The organism is Massilia sp. UMI-21, from assembly GCA_015277795.1.
Lineage (GTDB): Bacteria > Pseudomonadota > Gammaproteobacteria > Burkholderiales > Burkholderiaceae_D > Telluria.
Genome location: CP063848.1, coordinates 3,345,106 through 3,365,471 on the forward strand (window position 1 = coordinate 3,345,106; position 20,366 = coordinate 3,365,471).

Below are 20,366 nucleotides of genomic sequence, written 5' to 3' on the forward strand. Positions count from 1 at the left end.
AATGGTGTATCAGTTTTCAATCGCTGCCTGTATCAGTTTACAACCGCTGCTGACAGATGACTACGTCACCGAAAACAACCCGGTTCGGGTGGTCGACGTATTCGTCGATGAGCTTGACCTGGCCAGTCTGGGTTTTGCGCGGGTGATACCTGCAAAGACTGGCAGGCCAGCGTACCACCCGGCTGTACTACTCAAGCTCTACATCTACGGCTACCTGAACCGCATCCAGTCGAGCCGCAGGCTCGAGCGCGAAGCGCAGCGCAACGTCGAGCTGATGTGGCTGACCAGGCGCCTGACCCCGGACTTCAAGACGATAGCGAACTTCCGCAAGGACAACGGCAAAGCCATTCGTAATGTCTGCAGGCAGTTCGTCGTCTTGTGCCAGCAGCTGGATCTGTTCTCGGATGCAGTGGTGGCGATCGACGGCAGCAAGTTCAAGGCCGTCAACAGCAGCGCCCGCAACTTCACTGACGCCAAGCTCAAGCGCAGGATGACGGAGATCGAAGCGAACATCAGCCGCTACCTGACAGAACTCGACACGGCAGACCGGCAGGAGCTGGCTACTGCACAAGCGAAAAGCGTTCGCCTGAACGACAAGATCGCAGCGTTGAAATCACAAATGGCTACGCTCAAGGAAATCGAAGCGAAGCTGGAAAAGACTGGAGAAACGCAGATCTCGCTCACCGATCCGGATTCTCGCTCGATGATGACGCGCGGCTCAGGCATCGTTGGCTATAACGTGCAAACAGCGGTCGATGCCAAACACCATTTGATCGTCGAGCACGAGGTCACTAACAATGGCAGCGACCGCGATCAATTGTCTGGCATGGCCAAGAAGGCCCGCGCAGCGATCGGTACGGCGACATTGACAGCGATTGCCGACCGAGGCTACTTCAAGGGCGAGGAAATCCTGGCCTGTCATGAGGCGGGCATACGTGCTTTGGTGCCAACTACGAAGACTTCTGGGGCCAAGGCCGATGGCCGGTTCGACAAGGCCGACTTCATTTACGATCCCGAAAAGAACGAGTACCGCTGCCCGGCTGGCGAAGCCTTGATATGGCGATTTTCCAGCGTCGAAAAAGGCATGACGAATCACCGCTACTGGAGCTCGAACTGCAAGGGCTGCCCGCTCAAGGACAAGTGCACGCCGAGCACTCAGCGGCGCGTGACGCGCTGGGAACATCAGGATGTGCTCGACGACATGCAGGCACGTCTTGAACAGACGCCCGACGCCATGCGCATCCGGCGTTCAACCGTCGAGCATCCCTATGCCACGATCAAGGCATGGATGGGATCCACACACTTTCTAACGAAAGGCCTGGAACGTGTGAAGATCGAAATGAGCTTGCATGTGCTGGCTTACAACTTTAGTCGTTTGCTCGCGCTGCTTGGCATGCAGGGAATGCTGGCGGCGATTAGGGCGTATGCCCGTTTTCTGCCGCCAATCGGGCTGTTTGGAGCGTTCTTGCTGCTGGTCTTGCCGAGGACTGGAAAACGGGGCGGCCAAGGCTATGGCGCTTCTATAAGCTTTTGGATAGGCCGTGAGCCGTACTATTCGGCTTACGGATCCAGTTAATGAGTTTTTACACAGGCTGGGCCAGGAGCAAACCTTATGAGTTCTAAAGAGGGATCGTGATGCGAGCATTCCGGAAATTCGAGATATCTGTCCTCGCTGTGAACAGGGCCCTATTGTTCACGTCATGTTGCGAGCTACAAGGGTGGACTGTCCCAGTCCGGTAGACATCCATCAGGCCTTCCTTTCGCCTGGCTGCTCGCTCATCTGTTGACGGTCTATCCAGTGGTCTTGCCAGGCGTTCCTAGCCGCCCCGGCGGTCGGCCAGGAACTGCTGCGCGCGCGGGTGCTGCGGACGGGTGAAGAAGTCCTCGGGGCTGGCGCGCTCCAGAATGCGGCCTTCGCTCATGAACAGGATCCGGTCCGCGACCTCGCGCGCGAAACCCATCTCGTGGGTCACGCAGACCATGGTCATGCCCTGCCCCGCCAGCGAGCGCATCACGCCCAGCACCTCGCCCACCATTTCCGGGTCGAGGGCGCTGGTGGGTTCGTCGAACAGCATCACGGGCGGACGCATCGCCAGGCTGCGGGCGATCGCCACGCGTTGCTGCTGGCCGCCCGAGAGCGCGTTGGGGTAGGCATCGCGCTTGTGCGCCAGGCCCACCTGCTCGAGCAATTCCATGGCGTAGGCGCGCGCTTCCGGCTCGCTGGCGCGCTTCAGGTTGACCGGGGCCAGCGTGCAGTTCTCCAGCACCGTCAGGTGCGGGAACAGGTTGAAGTGCTGGAACACGAAACCGATGCCGGCGCGCAGGGCGTTCACGTCCACGCCCTTGGCATGGATGTCGCGGCCATCGATCTCGATGCGGCCTCCGTCGATTTCCTCGAGCCGGTTGAGGGTGCGGATCAGGGTCGACTTGCCGGAACCGGAGGGGCCGCACACGACCACCACCTCGTTCTGCTTCACCTCTTCGCTGACATCCACGAGGGCGTGGTATCTGGTCGGCCCTTGGCCGTACCACTTGTTGACTTGATCGAGAACGATCATCGATTGTGCTTCCTTTTACGATGCCTGGACGACGCGGCGCTGCAGCCGGCGCTCGAACAGGAAGGCCAGGCGCGACAGGCCAAAACAGAGAACAAAATAGCTCAGCGCCAGGATCAGGTAGACCTCGACCGCCTGGGTGAACACCAGGGTATTGATCTGGGTCGCGATGAAGGACACTTCCGACAGGCCGATGATGTAGCCGAGCGAGGTTGCCTTGATGGTCGAGACCAACTGGCTGACGATCGAGGGCAGCCCATTGCGCAAGGTCTGCGGCAGCACCACCAGGCGCAGCGCCTGCGGGTAGGACAGGCCGAGCGCGCGGGCGCTCTCGAGCTGCCCTTTCGGCAGCGCGCGCATGCCGGCGGCCACGATCTCGGCCAGGTAGATGCCGTCGAACAGCACCAGCACCATCAGCATGGTGGTGGCCTGGCCCGTCTTGACGCCGGTGACGGCCGGCAGGAAAAAATAGACCCAGAACACCACCAGCAGCAGCGGCACCGCGCGCACCAGCTGCACCAGGCTTGCCACCGGCCAGCGCAGCGCGCGCCGGCTGCTCACGCGCGCCACCCCCAGCAGCAGGCCGAGCGGCATGGCCAGCAACAGGGCGCCGCCGGACAGCAGCACGGTCAGCGCCAGGCCGCCCAGCGGGCCGTCGGGATACTGGCCGACCAGGAAGTACAGCCAGTAGGTGTCGATGAGCGCAAGGATGGAATTCAGCATGGTAATGGAGCGATCCTCAGGCCGGCCGGACCGGGTAGCGCCGCTGGAACAGCCAGGCGGCGAAGGAGATCAGGAGCGACACCGTCAGGTAGGCCAGCGTTGCGAAAGTAAACGCTTCGACGCTGCGAAAGCTGCTGGTCTCCACCCGCGCGGCCTGGTACATCAGTTCGGCGGCGCCGATGACGGTGGCCACGCTGCTGTCCTTCCACAGGTTGACGGTCTGCGACAGCAGCGGCGGAATCGATGCGCGCAAGGCCTGCGGCAGCAGCACCAAACGCAGGCTGGCGACGCGGCCCAGGCCGAGCGAACGCGCGGCCTCGAGCTGGCTGCCCGGCACGGCGCGGATGCCGCTGCGGATGTCCTCGGCCATGTGCACGCCGCTGTACAGCGCCAGCGCGATCACGGCGCAGACGGCTTCCGGGTTGTGTGCGTACAGCAATTCTCGCGCCCCCTCGGGCAGCAATTCGGGGAAGGCGAAGTACCAGAACAGCAGGTGCACCAGCAGCGGCACGTTGCGGATGCCCTCGACAATCGAGGCGCCCAGCGCGCGCAGGGGCGCCGGGCCGAAGCTGCGCATGACGGCCAGCAGCGCGCCGAACGGCAGGGCGAAGACGAAACTCGCGGCTGTCAGCTGCAGCGACAGGATGAGTCCCTGCACCAGCCAGTCATGGTACTGGCCGGATTGCAGGATGGATAAATCGAAAGACGGCAAGGTAAAGACCCGGTGCGACTCAGATCTTGTCGGTGCTGATCTTGAAGCTGCGCTTGGCGATATTGGCGCGGGTGCCCGGGCCGTACCACTTGTTGAACAGCTTCTCGGCTTCGCCGCTGGCTTCCAGGGCGCGCAGGGTCTCGTCGACCACGGCCTTCAGGTTCTTCTCGCCCTTGCGCAGGCCGAGCGCGATCGACTCGATGCCGATGCTGGTCGGCAGGATGGTAAAGCCCTTGGCGGCCGGGCCCAGCTTGCCATAGTCGGCCAACAGCGAGGATTCGTCGTTGACGTAGGCGACGCCCTTGCCCTGGCGCAGGGCCTGGAAGGCTTGCTGGGTGTTCTCGAAGGTCACCACCTCGGCGCTGGGTACGGCCTTGCGGATGTTGGATTCCTGGGTGCCGCCGCGCACAGTGACCACCTTCTTGCCCGCCAACTGGGGCAGCGCGCTCACGCCGCTTCCGGCGCGCACCATGACCTTCGAGCCGGTGACGAAGTGGGTCAGCGCGAAGTCCACCTGCGATTCGCGTTCCTTGTTGTGGGTCAGCGTGGCGGCCAGCACGTCGACGTGGCCCTGCTGCAGCGCGGGGATGCGGCTCGACACCGACATCTGCCTGAACCTGGGGGTGACGCCGATCTTCTTTGCGACCGCGGTGGCGATGTCGATCTCGTAGCCGATCAGCTGGCGGTTCTTCGGGTCGATGAAGCTGTTCGGCTCGTCGGTGCCCAGCACGCCGAACACCATCTCGCCCTTCTTGCGGATGTCGGCCAGCTGGTCGGCATGCGCGGCGCCGGCGGCGAGGTTGGCGCTCAGGGCGAGCGTCGCGATGAGGATGTGACGGCGGGTGAACATGTTCTTCTCCAGACTGCTAAAAATTTGATCACGCCAGTATAGGGCATGATCTTCCATGGCCGAACGATCAATTAGCCATAAGAAAATGTGCTCTGGACTATAAGCGCCGGATAATGTTCAATATGACAAGCACGGCGTGTTGCCGTTCGCGCATGCTAGAGTAGCGGGCAGATCATGAACCGCAGGAGACAAGATGCTGATCGTCACTTACAACGTCAACGGAATCGGCGCCCGCCTGGGCGCCCTGCTCGAGTACCTCGACGAACGCAAGCCCGATGTGGTCTGCCTGCAGGAACTCAAGGCGCCGCAGGAGAAATTCCCGGAAGCGGCGATTCTCGATGCCGGCTACCACGCGCTCTGGCATGGCCAGAAGAGCTGGAACGGCGTGGCCATCCTCACCCGCGACGGCCCGGCCCAGGAACTGCAGCGCGGCCTGCCGGGCGATCCGTCGGATGAGCAGAGCCGCTATATCGAGGCGGTCTACCAGGGCATCGTCGTCTGCGGCCTGTACCTGCCGAACGGGAATCCGGCGCCGGGGCCGAAGTTCGACTACAAGCTGGCCTGGTTCGAGCGCTTGATCGCGCGCGGCGCCGAACTGATGGAAACGGAGGCGCCGGTGCTCATGTGCGGCGACTTCAACGTGATCCCGACCGAACTCGATGTCTACAAGCCCGAGCGCTGGGTCGACGACGCCCTGTTCCGGCCGGAGTCGCGCGCAGCCTTCGGACGCCTGATGGCGCAGGGCTGGCTTGACGCCTTGCGCACCATGCACCCGGACGAGGTGATCTACACCTTCTGGGATTACTTCCGCAACGCCTTCGGGCGCGACGCCGGCATCCGCATCGACCACCTGCTGCTCAGCCCCGCGCTGGCGCCCGCCCTGCGCGCCGCCGGCGTCGACAAGTTCCAGCGCGCCAAGGAGAAGCCGAGCGACCACGCGCCGACCTGGGTCGAACTCGACATGGATGCAGTCATCCAGCCGACCGCCAAGGGCTGAGCCGGGTAGTATCCGGGCGCACACTTTGCGCTACCATACTGGTCCGTTTCCCGACCGGTTTTCGTCATGCTCACGCCCGAACAGTTCCTTGGATTCCTGACCGCCGCCATCCTGATCACCCTGTCGCCCGGCCCCGACAACATGATGGTGCTGGGGGTCGGCATCGCCAAGGGACGGGCGCGCGGCATTGCCTTCGGCCTGGGCTGCGCGCTGGGCTGCCTGAACCACACGCTGCTGGCCGTGATCGGGGTGAGCGCCCTGATCGCCGCCTCGCCGACGGCCTTCACGGCCCTGAAGATTGCCGGCGGCCTGTACCTGATCTGGATGGGCATCGGTGCGCTGCGCAGCCGCGGCGCGGTGCAGGACACCGATCAGGTGGCGCGCGCGGTCCCCGACGAATCGGCGCGCCAGCTGTTCTTCAAGGGACTGCTGGCCAATGCCATCAATCCGAAAGTCGTGCTGTTCTTCCTGTCCTTCCTGCCGCAGTTCGTGGTCGCCGCGCGCGGCGATGCGAACTGGCAGATCGGCTGGCTGGGCCTGGCGTTTACGCTGCAGGCCGCACTGCTGTTCGGCCTGCTGGGCTATTTTTCCGGCGCGATCGGGCAGTGGCTCAAGCGCACCCCGCGCGCCGGGCTGTGGCTGGACCGGATGGCGGGCGCGATTTTCGTCGGACTGGGCTTGCGCCTGATCGTGGCGCGCTGACAGCGCGCCCCTTTCATCACAGCCTGATCACCACCTTGCCGGAGGGCTGCCTGCGGGCCGCCACCGGCACCTCGAGCAGCTTGTGCTTGCCGTTCCAGCTGAAGGCGACGGCACGCCCATCGACCGTCACCGCGCGCGGCTTGCGCTCCACATTGTGGACCTTGAGCGCGAAACCGCGCTCGCCCGGCGCCTGCGCCTTGCCGGTCTCGGTCCGCAGGCCGATCTCCAGCCGGCCGTCGGCGCTATTGCCGATGAAACGGCTGCTGAAGCGCACGATCTCGTACTGGCCCTTGGCATAGGCATCGACGGTCTCGCCGTCGTCGTCGTACATTTGGCCTGCGGCGCCGGTCACGCCGGCGTCGTGGTAGTAGTGCAGGTCGATGTGACGGGTGCTGTAGTCGCGCGTGGTCTGCACCACCTTCGCCATGGGGATGAAGGCGCCGGCGCGCACAAACACCGGGATGCTGGCCTCGACCGGCTTGACCACCTCGGTAATGCCGCCGCGGTGCTTCTCGCCGGTGTGGAAGTCGAACCAGACGCTGTCCTTGCCCGGGAAGTGGACTTCCTTGCGCGTCGCGCCCGGCTCCACCACCGGCGCCACCAGGAAGTCGCGGCCCCACAGGTAGGTGGACGACAGGCCGGTCGCGCCGTCTTCTTCGAACAGCACCGGACGCATCAGGGGCATGCCGGTCTGGCTGTTCTCGAAGGCCAGCGTGTAGTTATACGGCAGCATGGCATAGCGCAGCCATACGGCCTCGCGCGCCAGCACCTTGGTGCGCTCGGCGCGGAACACCGGCTCCGGCGCCACCTCGTCCTGCGCATGCGGGCGGAACACCGGCTGGAACACGCCGTACTGCAGCCAGCGCACGTACAGTTCGTCGTCCAGCACGGATCCTGCAAACCCTCCGAGGTCCGAGTGCATGTAGGCCAGTCCCTGCATGCCCATCTGGAGCGAGATCTCCAGCTGCGATTGCAGGCCGCCCCAGCCGCGGCTGACGTCGCCCGACCATGGGATCATGCCGAAGCGCTGCGAGCCCGAGTAGCCGGCGCGCATCAGGATGAACGGACGCTGGTTCGGGAAGTCTTTCTTGTAGCCCTCGGCGATCAGGCGCGCCCAGTCGTGGCCGTAGATGTTGTGTACCTGGTCCGCGCCAAGCGCGCCGCCTTCGCCGTGCCGCACCCAGGACGGATGCACTTCGGGCTCGCCCAGGTCGCCCCACCAGCCGGCGACGCCGCCTTTCTTCAAGTCCTTGTAGACGTTCCAGAACCAGTCGCGTCCCCGTTCGGTGTACAGGTCGACGATGCCGGTGTTCCCGAAGTAGAAATCGTAGGTGGCCGGCTTGCCGGCGCCGTCCAGCGCGAGCACCTTGCGGTCCACCGCCTCCTGCCAGCGCTTCGAGGTGGTCAGGACGAAGGGTTCGGTGATGACGATGGTCTTCACGCCCTGCTTCCGGAAGTCCGCCATCATCTGCTCGGGGTGCGGGAAGCTGTCGCGGTCCCAGGCCAGGTTGCCCATCGTGCCCTTGACCTCCTTGCCGAACCAGTACAGGTCGAGCACCACCGCATCCAGCGGAATCTTCTCTTGCGCGAACTTGTCGACCACGGCCCGGGTCTGGGCCTCGGTCTTGTAGCCGAAACGGCTGGCGAAATTGCCGAAGGCCCAGCGCGGCGGCAGCGGCTGGCGACCGGTCAGGCCAGTGTAATTGGCCATCACCTCGGCCCAGCTGTCGCCGGCCACCACCTGGTAGGTCTTGCGCCCGCCGATCACTTCATAGCGCAGCGTGCCGTCCTTGCGGCTGTCGAAATCGAGGTAGCCCACCTGCGGATTGTCGAAGTGGATCGCATACTTCTTCGAGGACAGCGCGACCGGGATCGTGAAGTTGAGCAGCTGCGAGCGCTCGCCGTAACCGTAGTCGGCCTTGTTGTACAGCTGGAAGCGCTGGCCGCGCCGGTTCATGCCGACCGCGCGCGCGCCCGCCCCATACAGGGCCTCGTCCCCGTCCAGCGCGAATTCGATGCTCTCGAACTTCCCGGCTTTTTCGTAGCCACCCTTCTCCGCCACCAGCGGCTTGCCCTTGTACAGGTAGCTGATGCGGAAGGGCTGCCGGTCGACCACCACGCTGATGCCCGGCGTGGCGAATTCGATGCGGTTCCCCTCGACCTTGAGGGTGGCGCCCACGTCGCCAGGCGCCAGCACCACCGCGTGCGAGGCCGGCTCGAACTGCTGGCCGTTCGGAATGAAGGTGGTCTCGACCACATGCGCCGAATACGGCTTGATCAGGTAGCGGCCGTCGCTGGTGGCCAGCTCCAGGGTGTTCTGGTTGCGGGTGACGCCTTGCAGCTGGCGCTCGGCGGCGTTGGCGACAGCAAGCGGACTGGCCATGAGGCACAGGAGGAGCCGGGCGATCGTGGTTTTCGTCATGGGAGGGGCGATGGTGGTTGTTGAGCTCAAGCCAGAGCATGACAGAAAATCGCGCCCTGAAAAAGTGGCAATGTAATTAAATTACACGATGAGTCCGCCACATCGCGGGATGCGACGCCATGCGCCCCCTTCGCGCCTCCTTCGCGCGTGCGAGGCCGGCCGGGTCGGCATCGCGTCGGGCGTGGGCGTCGATGTAACCGGACTTCGCCGCGCCCTCAGCGCAGATAGGACATCACATTGCCCGCCACCCGCGCCGCCTCGGCCTCGGTGAGCGGCAGGCTGCGGAAGCTGGCCCAGGCGTCGCGCGGCCGGACGTCCACGCCGACCGCAGCGTCGGAACCGTAGAGCACCCGCTCCATGCCGACCTGGCGCAGGCGCCGCATCAGCCTGCGCGCGTCGGCTGCCGACAGGCCCGGACGCGCCAGCGAGGTGGCGTCGATCCATACCTGGCGCATGCGCGGGTCGTGGCGCGCGGCGGCATCGGCCAGCACCGCCAGCGCGGCCAGCTGCAGCGCGGCTTCGTCCCGGCCGGAATAGGCCACCTGCACCGGCACGTCGGGCGCCTGCGCCAGCAGCCGGTCGACCAGCAGGCGCGCTTCGCGGGCGCCGGTCCGGCCCAGTTGCAGCACGATGGCCATGCCGCGCGCATTGGCCGCGCGGAACACGCGGGCCAGGCGCTCGACCTGTTGCGGGTCGTCCAGCTGGACGCCGCCGGCGGCCGGCTGCAGCTTGATGCCGCGCCCGAACCCGGGGCTGGCGGCGCAGCGCGCCAGCTCGGCCAGCGCGTACTCCTTGAGCGGATCGACGCTGCACAGCGCCACCAGCCGCTCGGGGAATTCAGCGGCCTGGCGCGCCGCCCAGTCGTTCTCGGCGCGCACCCGCGCGTACTCCTCGCGCTGCGAGCGCAGCAGCTGTCCATAGACATGGGCCACCGACAGCAGCGCGGCGCGTTCGATGCCGGCGGCGTCGAGCTGCGGGATCAGGTCTTGCGCCGACACCGGCCGCAGCAGCGTTGTGGCCGAGGACATGTAGGCCGCCGCGGCCGGACTGTAGACGTATTGGTGGTGGTCCGCCAGCGGCGCCGTCACGACAGGGGCGGCGCAAACGGCTGGCGCGGCCAGGGCGGCGCACAGGAGAACGGAAAGACATCGCATACATACACCTTGCAGGGAGTGGACCGGCAGGCCGGTTTGCGGCCGGCCGAAGGGGCATGTTATCGCATCGGCACCAACGCCTGTCAAGATTGCATCTTGCATGCCGCTCGCGTACGATCGCCGGATGTCCGCCGGCCGCAGCCCGAGCGCGGCGAACCGATAACAACAGCAAGGAGACACATGAAGAACGACTTTTCGCCGCAGCTGGGCCATCCCATGAGCCAGCCCATGAGCCAGACCCGCTCCTTCCTCACGGTGGCGCTGATCGAACTGTGGGAGCGCTTCGGCTACTACGGCATGCAGGCGCTGATCGTGTATTTCATGGTGCAGCGCCTGGGCTTCGCGGATAGCCGCGCCAACCTGGTCTGGGGCGCCGCGGCGGCCCTGATCTACGTGGCCCCGGCCATCGGCGGCTGGATCGGCGACAAGGTGCTCGGCACCCGCCGCTGCATGATCCTGGGGGCGCTGATCCTGACCCTCGGCTACGCGCTGATGGCGGTGCCGACCACCAATACCTGGATGACCTTCTCGGCGCTCGGCGTGATCGTGGTCGGTAACGGCCTGTTCAAGCCGAACACGGCCAACCTGGTGCGCAAGATCTACGAAGGCGACGATTCGAAGATCGACAGCGCCTTCACCATCTACTACATGGCGGTGAATGTCGGCTCGACCTTCTCGATGCTGGCCACGCCCTGGATCAAGGACTACGTCAACGCGAGCTACGGCGGCAACCTGGGCTGGCACGTCGCCTTTGCCGTGTGCAGCGTCGGCCTGACGGTCGGCCTGCTGACGGTGGGCGTGCTGCGCAAGACCATCGGGCATATCGGCTCGCCGCCGGACGCCGAACCGCTGCGCATGAAACGCCTGCTGGCGGTGCTGGCGGGCGGTGTGGTGGCGGTGGCGGCATCGGCCGTCATCCTCGAAAACCGCGAACTCGCGCGCGCCTTCGTCTATGTGGCCGGCATCGTGGTGCTGGGCATCTTCGCCCACCTGATCCGCACCAGCCAGCCGAGCGAGCGGGCGGGCTTGATCGCGGCGCTGGTACTGACCTTGCAGACCGTGTTCTTCTTCATCTTCTACCAGCAGATGTCGACCTCGCTGTCGCTGTTCGCGCTGCGTAACGTCGACCTCGATTTCACCGTGCTGGGCGCCCACCTGTGGACCTGGTCGCCGGCGCAGTTCCAGGCACTGAACGCGATCTGGATCATGGTCCTGAGCCCGGTGTTGGCCGTGATCTACACCCGCGCCGGCAGCAGCGGCAAGGACATCTCGATCGCCGCCAAGTTCGCGCTCGGCTTCGCGGTGGTGGCGGCCGGCTTCTTCACCTACGGGGTGGCGGGCGCCTTCGCCGTGAACGGCCTGACTTCGTCCTGGATCATGATCGCCGGCTACGGCCTGTATTCGCTGGGCGAATTGCTGGTGAGCGGCCTGGGCCTGGCCATGATCGCCCGATACGTGCCGGCGCGCATGGGCGGCTTCATGATGGGCGCCTACTACGTCGGGGTCGGCATCTCGCAATACCTGGGCGGCGTGGTGGCCAACCTGGCCGCGGTGCCGGAGGGCATGACCGATCCGCTGCAGACGCTGCCGGTGTATACCAGCCTGTTCAACAAGCTGGGGATGGCGGCGATCGTCTGCACCCTGATTGCGCTGGCGGCGCTGCCTCTGATGCGGCGCCTGACGGCGACCCACAACGCGCACCAGTAAACCTGTGGCGCGGTCGGCTCTGCCGACCGCGCTACGGTATCATGGCGGATCCGATTTGACGGATTCCGGCATGAGCATCCCTACTTCCTCCGACACCCGGGCCACGCGCGCCCTGCAGGTCGCCCAGCGCGTCCACGCCATCGAACCCTTCCGCGTCATGGAAATGGTGAAAGCGGCCGGCGAAATGAAACGCGGCGGCATCGACGTCATCAGCATGAGCGTCGGCGAGCCGGACTTCACCGCGCCCGACATCGTCGCCCATGCGGCGATGCAAGCCATCAAGGCCGGCACCACCCAGTACACCGATTCGCTTGGCCTGCGCGAACTGCGCGAGGCGATCGCCGGCCATTACGCGCAGGTGCACGGCCTCGACATCGATCCGCGCCGCATCGTGGTCACCGCCGGCGCGTCGGCCGGCCTGCTGCTGGCCTGCGCCGCCCTGGTGGCCGAGGGCGACGAGGTCCTGATGCCCGACCCCTGCTACCCCTGCAACCGTCATTTCGTTTCCGCCTTCGGCGGCAAGCCGGTGCTGGTGCCGGCGTCCAGCGAAGACCGTTACCAGCTCAGCGCGGCGCACGTGGACGGCAACTGGCGCGACCGCACCCGCGGCGTGCTGGTGGCTTCGCCCTCGAACCCGACCGGGACCTCGATGACGCCCGCGCAACTGCGCGACATGCTCGGCGCCGTGCGCGCACGCGGCGGCTTTGCCATCATCGACGAGATCTACCAGGGCCTGTCCTACGACCACCAGCCGGTCAGCGCGCTGGCGCTGGATCCGGACGTCATCACCGTCAACAGCTTCTCGAAGTATTTCAGCATGACCGGCTGGCGCCTGGGCTGGCTGGTGGTGCCGGATAGCCTGGTGCCGACCTTCGAGAAACTGGCCCAGAACCTGTTCATCTGCGCCCCCACCGTGGCCCAGCAGGCCGCGCTGGCCTGCTTCACCCCGGAAGCGCTCGGCATCTATGAGGAGCGCCGCCGCGAATTCCAGCGCCGCCGCGACTACCTGGTCCCGGCCCTGCGCGCACTCGGCTTCCGGGTGCCGGTGATGCCGGACGGGGCCTTCTACGTGTACGCGGACATCGCGGCGCTGGCGCACCGCGACAGCGGCGACAGCAGCGCCTTTGCCTGGTCGGTGCTGCGCGAGGCCCATGTGGCGATCGTGCCGGGGGACGATTTCGGGTTCGCCGCGCCGAGCCGGCACGTGCGCTTCTCGTACGCGACCCGCCTGGAGCGCATCGAAGAAGCCGTGGCGCGCCTGGAGCGCGTCCTGCGCAGCGGGGCCTGAAGCGCCCGCTGCCCGGTCAGGCGCGCTGCCGGAAGAAGGCGCGCGCCTGGCCGACCAGGTCGAGCAGGATGTCCGGCGCGGCCGGTTTCACCAGGTAGCGGTCGAATCCGGCGCCGAGGGCGCGCTCGCGGTCCTCCAGCTGGCCATAGCCCGACAGCGCGATGATAAACGAGCGCCGCGCAGGCGGTTCGGCGGACTGCGTGCGCCGCAGTTGCCGGACGATTTCCAGTCCGTCGATGCCGGGCAGTCCGATGTCGCAGACCACGATGTCGTAGTGGCGCGTCTGCGCCGCTTCCAGGCCGGCGCGGCCGTCGTAGGCCACCGCGACGTCGTGGCCGGCAAGCTCGAGCAGTGCCCGCAAGGTGTCGCAGGCGTCGACATTGTCTTCGACCAGCAGGATCCGGCAGGCGTCTTCGGCCGTGCTGGGGCCTGCCGGGACTTCGGCGACCGGCGCCGCTCCGCCCGAAAGCGGCAGGCGGACGGTAAAGCTGCTGCCCTGGCCCTCGCCATGGCTCTCGGCGCTGACCACGCCGCCATGCATGCCGACCAGGTTGCGCACCACGTTCAGGCCGATGCCCAGGCCGCCCTCGGAGCGTGCCAGCGAGCGCGGTCCCTGGATGAACAGGTCGAAAATCCGCGGCAGCATCTCGGGCGCGATACCCGCGCCGTTATCGCGCACCTCGACCACCACTTCCTGGTCCGCGCGCCAGGCGCGCAGGTGGATGCATCCACCGTCACCCGTGTATTTGGAGGCGTTGCCGAGCAGGTTGGCGAAGACCTGGGTCAGGCGCACCGGATCGCCCTCGATCGTCAGCGGCTCGGCGGGGAATTCGACGTGCAGAGACTGGCCACGCTCGCGGATGCGCGGCGCGACCGTTTCCACGGCCTGGTCGAGCGCGCCCGCCAGCAGCAGGGGCCGCACCGACAGGGTGATCTTGCCGCTGCTGATACGGGCGGCGTCGAGCAGGTCGTCGAGCAGGCGCGCCATCTGGTCGACCTGGCGCCGCACCACGCCGGCCACCTGGGTCAGCTGGGCGCCCTGGGCGCCCTGGGCGGCGGCGCCGGCGCTGCCGGCCAGGGCCTGCAGCAGGCTGGCCGACATGCTCAGCGGCGCGAGCGGATTGCGCAGTTCGTGCGCCAGCATGGCCAGGAATTCGGTCTGGCGGCGGTTGGTGGCTTCGGCCAGGTCGCGCAGCGACTGTGCGCTCACGGTGGCCATCACCAGGTGCTCGTTCGCCTCGCGCAGTTGCTCGATCTGGGCTTCGAGCCGGGTGTGCTCCCGCGCCAGGACACGGGCATGGGACAGCTCGGCCTCGAGCACGGCGATCCGTTGCTGCAGCGCGTGCTCGCGCAGCGTGTCGTCGAATTGATTGTTCTCGCTCATCAGGGAACGTTGCTCGGAGTCGGTGCGCGATTCATCAAACGTTCCCATGTGGGGCTCATTCGTCGGTCTTTACGCCGTCGACCCGGCCGTAGAGCACCCCGTTCACCTGCGCCGGGATCGTGTCGATGTCGATCCCGTCGTCCGTGATGCGGTACTCGCGCACATCGTGACTGTGGTCGGACCCGCGCACCTTGACCACCGAGATGAAACGCCGGACGTGGCCATCGCTCTCGGCATAGCGCATCGCCACGATGGCGTCGGTCAGGTAGGCCATCTCGGCCTGGGCGTAGTTCATGTCGACCGCGCGGTCGTCCAGGCCCACCGTCACCACGGTTGAGACGCCGCGCTTGGCCAGGCTGCTGAGGATGCGGAACACGCCTTCGCGCAGGTCGCGCCGCCCTTCCGGCGCGAGGTACATCCTGAATTCGGACAGCGAGTCGATCACGACGCGGGCCGCGCCGGTGCGCTCGATGGCGGACATGAGCTCGTCCTCGAACTCCTCGGCGGTCATGTCGATCTGGCGGCTTTCGACCACGGCCACCTGTCCGGCCTGGATCATCGCCGCCATCTCGGCGTTGCGCAGGCGCGCCGTGCCTTTTTCGAAGCACATGATCACGCCCTTCTCGCCACGCTCGACGCCGGCGCGCAGGAATTTCGAGCCCAGGATGGTCTTGCCGCAGCCGGTCGGGCCGACCGCGAGCAGCGAGTGCCCCTGCGGCAGGCCGCCGTGCAGCATCTCGTCCAGCCCCGGCACGCCGGTGGCGATGCGGCGCGGCTCGCGGTCCACCGGAACGCCCGGCTCGCGGTCGTCCGCCAGCGGCGGCAGCAGGCGCGGGTAGACGCGCACGCCATCGTTCGTGATGCGGAAAGTGTGCGAACCCGTCATGTGCGCCTGGCCGCGCATCTTGACGATCCGCATCTTGCGTACCACGGCGTTATCGTCATGCGTCTGGCTCAGCGCGATCATGCCGTCGGCGACGGTGGTGACCGGGTTGGCTTCGACCTCGTTGTGCTGGTACTCGCCGATCAGGAAGGTGGTGGCCAACCAGCTGGTCATGCGGGTGCCGAGTTCCTGGACAAAGAATTGCAGGTCGGTCATGCCCTCGAAACCGCCCTTGCCGGTCTGGATCACGGAACGGAAGGAGTCCACGAACACCAGGCTCGGGGCAAAATCCTCGACTTCCTGGGTAATGCGTTCGAGCACGCCGCTGAAGTCGCCGGCGCGCAGGTCGGCAGCCAGGTTGATGTAGCGGATCGCGCTGCCGATCTTGTCGGCGTCGAAGAAGGAATATTGCTGCTGGTAGCGCAGCATTTTCAGGGGCGGCTCGCCCAGCACCGTGAAGAACAGGGCCCGATGCTCCGAATCGGCCAGCGAGAACATGATCTGGTGCGCCAGCGTGGTCTTGCCACAGCCGGGCGCGCCGGTGATCAGGTTGAAGGAGAACTCGTTCAGTCCACCGCCCAAGAGAATATCGAGCCCCGCTACCCCGCTGGCCAATTTTCCCAAGCTTACTTTGTCGGTCATTTATTTGTGCTCCTGTGCATTCTTCTGCTGGCCTTGCATCGCGTCGGCGGCGGCTGTGGCCGACGCCAGCAGGCGCTGGGTCAGTCTTTCCCCGATAAGTGTGGCAAGTAATTGCGTGAAGGTCCGCAGCAGTGCGTCATTGGCGGCGGCGGCGCGGTCCGCGTCCACCAGCACCAGGCGTTCCTCCAGCGAGGTAAAGAGCTGCTCCGGCGCGCGGCACGGCTGCTCCGGCGCGAGCCAGGCATGTTCGGGTTCGATCACGTGGAGGGCACGGCCGAACAAGGCGCAAAAGCCGCTTTCCCCGATCAGGGGGCACAGATGCTGTGCGATGTGCCGCCATGCGTGCATCAGCCGCCCGCTCCCCTCGGAGGGATCCGGCGCATCCGTACTATTCGTCATGTCTTCGTCGTTCAACAATGAATGCCGCTGGTGGTGGTGTCGAGCTACTGGGCTCACGCTGTCTGGCAGCGGAGGGAAATGAACCGAACTCCCGGAGCAGCGCGCATTATAACTTGTCGTAACGTCGAACTGATCAATCCTCCATCCTTCTTCAGAAACATTTCTCTTAGTGTCACACAGGCCGATCCCGGCTAAGATTGTGTCACCGAGCAATTCTGCTCATCATCATTCGCGGGGAACCATGGAAAACAAGCTGGGTGCCGTCCTGTCGGCCGCATGTATTGTGCTGATGTGCGCGATCGCGCCGGCGGCGGCCGCCACGAGCGCCGATGCGCGCTTCAAGACAATCTACACCAAAGAATGGAAATGGCGCGTTTCGGAACACCTTGCCCGCGCCGACACCGATCGCGGCGTGAGCCCGGTCCTGGCCCGGGTGGACGCTCCGGCGCAGGAAGCGCGCCGCCGGTACTGGGAAGACATCCTGAAGGAGCTCGACGGCGTCAAGGAGTCCGAGCTCTCGCCTGCCGAGCAGGTGAACTTTGCCGTGTACCGGGCCCAGATCGCCGCACTGCTGGACGCCCAGCGCTTCCGCGAATACGAGCAGCCGGTGAATGCCGACAGCGCGTTCTGGACCAATCTTACCTTCACCGCGCGCCGCCCGTTCAGGACGGCCGAGGATTACCGGAACTACCTGAAGCAGCTGGCTGCCCTGCCCGACTATTTTGCCCAGGAGACCGTTAACATGCGCGCCGGCCTGGCGCGCGGCTTCACGCCGCCGCAGGTGAGCCTGAAGGGGCGCGACGTGGCCCTGGTGCCGATCGCCGAAGCGAAGACGCCGCAGGAAACGGTGTTGTTCCTGCCCTTCAAGAACATGCCCGCCACGCTGCCGCCCGCCGAGCAGGAAGCACTGCGCGAACAGGCCGCGCGCGTCATCCGGGACGCGGTACAGCCGGCCTACGCCAGGGTGCTGGCCTTCTTCCGCACCGAATACCTGCCAGGAGCGCGCACCACCCTGGCGGCTGAGAGTATGCCCGGCGGAAAGGCCTACTACCAGTCGAAGATCGTCGAGTTCACCACCACGAACCTGACGGCGCAGCAGATCCACGCGATTGGCCTGGCCGAGATGGCGAAGATCCGCGCCGAGATGCACGCGGTGATGAAGCAGGTCGATTTCAAGGGAGACCTGCCGGCCTTCCTGGCCTTCCTGCGCAGCGATCCGCAGTTCTATGCGAAGACGCCGAAAGAACTCCTGATGCAGGCCGCCTGGACCGCCAAGAAGTTCGACGCCAAGGCCGACCAGTACTTCGGCTACCTGCCGCGCCGCCGCTTCGCGATCATTCCCGTACCCGACGACCAGGCGCCCTTCTACACCGCCGGCCGCGGCGGCCCGGGTTCGTACTGGGTCAACACCTGGAACCTGCCGGCGCGCGCGCTCTACAGCCTGCCGGCGCTGACCCTGCACGAGTCGGCTCCCGGGCACGCCTTCCAGATGCCGGTGGCCCAGGAACAGAAAAACGTCCCGCCCTTCCGGCGCGCCTACATCTCGGCCTTCGGCGAAGGCTGGGCCCTGTACGCGGAGCGCCTGGGCGTGGAGATGGGCATCTACGAGACACCCTACGAGCACTTCGGCATGCTGAGCTACCAGGCCTGGCGCGCCGCGCGCCTGGTGGTCGACACCGGCATCCATGCCAAGGGCTGGACCCGCGCGCAGGCCCTGGCCTACCTGATGGAAAACACGGCGCTGGCCAAGCACGAAGTGGAAACCGAAGTCGACCGTTACATCTCGTGGCCGGGCCAGGCGCTGTCCTATTATCTGGGCCAGATGGCGATTCAGGAAGCGCGCGCGCGGGCGGAACAGGCGCTGGGGCCGAAGTTCGATATCCGCCACTTCCACGACACCGTGCTGCAACTGGGCTCGGTGCCGCTGCCGGTGCTGCAGCAGCGGATCGACGCGTTCATCGCGGACGGCGGGCCGAGTCCGTATCCGAAGGAATCGTGATGCCCCGGGTGGGCGGCCACGCCGCCCACCCTACAGCAAGCGGAACTTGAGCTGGAACGACACCCCGCCATACAGGCGGTCCTTGTAGGTCGGGATGATCCCCACATTCAGCCCCACCCGCCGGTACTCGTAGGTCAGGGTCGGGATCGCCGCCGGAAACCAGCCGCCGTCGCGCATGTGCGGATAGCCGTCGAAGGCCGCCACGGCCAGCCCCAGGCGCACCGGTCCCAGCGCATACGGCTGCCAGATCAGGCCCGCATAGTTCGACCACCGGCGGTCGCTGTTGTGGAAACGTCCGGCGGTGGCGGCCATGCTGCCGCTGAAGCGGTACTCGGCGCTCAGGCCCTTGTTGGCGCCGTTCAGGTCCTTGCTGCTATCGAAGTGGGCGGTGGCGAAACCGGTGTCGAGCCAAATTTCGCTTGTCGGCGCGGCATCGATGCTGGTGAACAGGTCGCCGGCCCGCGCCGGCAGCGCTGCCAGCAGCAGCGCAAGGAGTAAGCAACGCATCAGTCGTCGGCCTTCGGATCGAGATCCGGGAACATCACTTCGGTGAAGCCGAAGCGGGAAAAGTCGCGGATCCGCATCGGGTACAGGATGCCGTGCAGGTGGTCCACCTCGTGCTGGACCACGCGCGCATGGAAGCCATCGGCATCACGCACGATCGGATTGCCGAACTGGTCGACGCCCTCGTAGTGCAGCCTGGTGTGGCGCGGCACGCTGCCGCGCAGGCCCGGCACAGACAGGCAGCCCTCGAAGCCCTCTTCCATCTGTTCCGATAAGGGCCTGAGCACGGGATTGATCAGCACCGTCTCCGGCACCGGCGGCGCCTCCGGGTAGCGCCCGTTCCTGGCGAATCCGAAAATCACCAGTTGCAGGTTGACGCCGATCTGCGGCGCCGCCAGCCCCGCGCCATTGGCTGCGTGCATGGTCTCGAACATGTCGGCGATCAGGGCGTGCAGCGCGGGCGTGTCGAATGCCTCGACCTTGTCGGCCACGCGCAGCAGGCGCGGATCGCCCATGCGCAGGATCTCGCGGACGGCCATGCTCACTTCCCTCGCATCTGTTCGGCTTCCAGCAAGCCGGCCAGGCTGGCGCGGAAGCCTTCCGCGGTCTCGGGGTGCTTCAGGCCGATCGCCGCGGTGGCCTGCAGGTAGCCGAGCTTGGAGCCGCAGTCGTAGCGCTGGCCCTGGTAGCGGTAGGCCAGCACGCGTTCGTCGCGCATCAGCGCGGCGATGCCGTCGGTGAGCTGGATCTCGCCGCCGGCGCCGGTGCCCAGGTTCTCGAGATAGGCGAAGATCGAGCCGGAGAGCACGTAGCGGCCGACCACCGCCAGCGTGGATGGCGCCACTTCCGGCGCCGGCTTCTCGACGATGCCGGACACCAGTTCCAGGTCCGGGCGGTAGCTCGAGGCGCTGACGATCCCGTACTGGCGCGTGTTCTCGCGCGCGACGTCCTGCACCGCCAGGATGCTCGAGCGCTCGTAGGCATACAGGTCGGTCATCTGGGCCAGCACCGGGCGGGTAGGCGGGTCGGTGTCCATGAAGTCGTCCGCCAGCAGCACCGCGAAGGGCTCCTCGCCGATCACCGGACGCGCGCACAGCACCGCGTGGCCCAGGCCCAGCGGCGCCGACTGGCGGATGTAGATGCAATTGACGTTCTTCGGAATGACGTTGCGCACGACGTCGAGCAGGGCCTGCTTGCCATGCGCCTCCAGCTCGGCCTCGAGTTCGTAGGCCTTGTCGAAATGGTCTTCGATGGCGCGCTTGTTGCGCCCGGTGATGAAGACCATTTCGGTGATGCCGGCCGCCACCGCTTCTTCGACCGCATACTGGATCAGCGGCTTGTCGACGATGGGCAGCATTTCTTTCGGCTGCGCCTTGGTGGCCGGCAGGAAGCGGCTGCCGAGGCCGGCCACGGGGAATACCGCTTTGCGAATCAGGGTCATGCTG

Annotated in this window: 17 protein-coding genes and 1 pseudogene; 6 read left to right on the forward strand and 12 right to left on the reverse strand. The window is 66.1% G+C overall.

Annotated features, from left to right (window positions below; genetic code table 11):
- Position 1 precedes the first annotated feature (1 nt).
- A pseudogene (locus IM543_14745) lies at positions 2-1,423 on the forward strand (IS1182 family transposase).
- A 394-nt stretch (positions 1,424-1,817) separates the two neighbouring features.
- On the opposite strand, the gene IM543_14750 reads toward IM543_14745, so the two are convergent.
- The 4 genes from IM543_14750 to IM543_14765 are packed head-to-tail and all read right to left on the reverse strand — an operon-like array spanning position 1,818 to position 4,840.
- Positions 1,818-2,558: an amino acid ABC transporter ATP-binding protein gene (locus IM543_14750; protein ID QOY92857.1), complete on the reverse strand. Its 741-nt coding sequence runs from the start codon at positions 2,556-2,558 to the stop codon at positions 1,818-1,820.
- Positions 2,559-2,573: 15 nt separating this feature from the next.
- Positions 2,574-3,266 carry an amino acid ABC transporter permease gene (locus IM543_14755; protein QOY96696.1) on the reverse strand — a complete coding sequence of 231 codons (693 nt, stop codon included), beginning with the start codon at positions 3,264-3,266 and terminating at the stop codon, positions 2,574-2,576.
- Between the two features lie 28 nt (positions 3,267-3,294).
- On the reverse strand, positions 3,295-3,990 hold the full coding sequence (locus IM543_14760; GenBank protein ID QOY92858.1) for an amino acid ABC transporter permease: 696 nt from the start codon (positions 3,988-3,990) through the stop codon (positions 3,295-3,297).
- A gap of 19 nt (positions 3,991-4,009) precedes the next feature.
- Complete coding sequence (locus IM543_14765) at positions 4,010-4,840, reverse strand: ABC transporter substrate-binding protein (protein ID QOY92859.1); 831 nt, start codon at positions 4,838-4,840, stop codon at positions 4,010-4,012.
- A gap of 193 nt (positions 4,841-5,033) precedes the next feature.
- On the opposite strand from IM543_14765, the gene xth reads away from it, so the two are divergent.
- Both xth and IM543_14775 read left to right on the forward strand, forming a co-directional pair.
- Positions 5,034-5,837: an exodeoxyribonuclease III gene (gene xth, locus IM543_14770; protein ID QOY92860.1), complete on the forward strand. Its 804-nt coding sequence runs from the start codon at positions 5,034-5,036 to the stop codon at positions 5,835-5,837.
- 66 nt (positions 5,838-5,903) lie between these two features.
- Complete coding sequence (locus IM543_14775) at positions 5,904-6,539, forward strand: LysE family translocator (GenBank protein ID QOY92861.1); 636 nt, start codon at positions 5,904-5,906, stop codon at positions 6,537-6,539.
- A 16-nt stretch (positions 6,540-6,555) separates the two neighbouring features.
- Here the strand turns inward: IM543_14775 and IM543_14780 are convergent, their stop codons facing one another.
- Together IM543_14780 and IM543_14785 are read right to left on the reverse strand one after the other, a co-directional pair.
- Complete coding sequence (locus tag IM543_14780; GenBank protein ID QOY92862.1) at positions 6,556-8,961, reverse strand: DUF5110 domain-containing protein; 2,406 nt, start codon at positions 8,959-8,961, stop codon at positions 6,556-6,558.
- Positions 8,962-9,176: 215 nt separating this feature from the next.
- Complete coding sequence (locus tag IM543_14785) at positions 9,177-10,115, reverse strand: amidohydrolase family protein (GenBank protein QOY92863.1); 939 nt, start codon at positions 10,113-10,115, stop codon at positions 9,177-9,179.
- 216 nt (positions 10,116-10,331) lie between these two features.
- Between IM543_14785 and IM543_14790 the strand changes: the two genes are divergently transcribed.
- Positions 10,332-11,822: an MFS transporter gene (locus tag IM543_14790; GenBank protein QOY96697.1), complete on the forward strand. Its 1,491-nt coding sequence runs from the start codon at positions 10,332-10,334 to the stop codon at positions 11,820-11,822.
- Between the two features lie 70 nt (positions 11,823-11,892).
- Positions 11,893-13,110 (forward strand): pyridoxal phosphate-dependent aminotransferase, encoded by a 1,218-nt coding sequence (locus tag IM543_14795; protein ID QOY92864.1) that lies wholly within the window; start codon positions 11,893-11,895, stop codon positions 13,108-13,110.
- A gap of 16 nt (positions 13,111-13,126) precedes the next feature.
- Here IM543_14795 and IM543_14800 read toward each other — a convergent pair whose 3' ends face one another.
- From IM543_14800 to IM543_14810, 3 genes are read right to left on the reverse strand one after another with little or no spacing between them, the layout of a single operon-like run.
- Entirely contained in the window at positions 13,127-14,542 is a 1,416-nt protein-coding gene (locus tag IM543_14800) for a response regulator (GenBank protein ID QOY92865.1), read from the reverse strand.
- A gap of 7 nt (positions 14,543-14,549) precedes the next feature.
- Positions 14,550-16,019, reverse strand: coding sequence for an AAA family ATPase (locus tag IM543_14805; protein QOY92866.1), 1,470 nt, complete (start codon positions 16,017-16,019; stop codon positions 14,550-14,552).
- A complete protein-coding gene (locus IM543_14810) occupies positions 16,020-16,418 on the reverse strand; it encodes a hypothetical protein (GenBank protein ID QOY96698.1) in 399 nt (132 codons plus the stop codon). It lies immediately after the preceding gene.
- Positions 16,419-16,659: 241 nt separating this feature from the next.
- Between IM543_14810 and IM543_14815 the strand changes: the two genes are divergently transcribed.
- A complete protein-coding gene (locus IM543_14815) occupies positions 16,660-18,417 on the forward strand; it encodes a DUF885 family protein (protein QOY92867.1) in 1,758 nt (585 codons plus the stop codon).
- A gap of 30 nt (positions 18,418-18,447) precedes the next feature.
- Here IM543_14815 and IM543_14820 read toward each other — a convergent pair whose 3' ends face one another.
- Genes IM543_14820 through galU form a run of 3 tightly spaced genes read right to left on the reverse strand, consistent with a single transcriptional unit; the run spans position 18,448 to position 20,362 of the window.
- Positions 18,448-18,924 (reverse strand): hypothetical protein, encoded by a 477-nt coding sequence (locus IM543_14820; protein QOY92868.1) that lies wholly within the window; start codon positions 18,922-18,924, stop codon positions 18,448-18,450.
- Complete coding sequence (locus IM543_14825) at positions 18,924-19,460, reverse strand: peptide deformylase (protein QOY96699.1); 537 nt, start codon at positions 19,458-19,460, stop codon at positions 18,924-18,926. The genes IM543_14820 and IM543_14825 overlap by 1 nt, the downstream gene beginning before the upstream one ends.
- A gap of 2 nt (positions 19,461-19,462) precedes the next feature.
- A complete protein-coding gene (galU, locus tag IM543_14830) occupies positions 19,463-20,362 on the reverse strand; it encodes a UTP--glucose-1-phosphate uridylyltransferase GalU (GenBank protein ID QOY92869.1) in 900 nt (299 codons plus the stop codon).
- Positions 20,363-20,366: the final 4 nt, after the last annotated feature.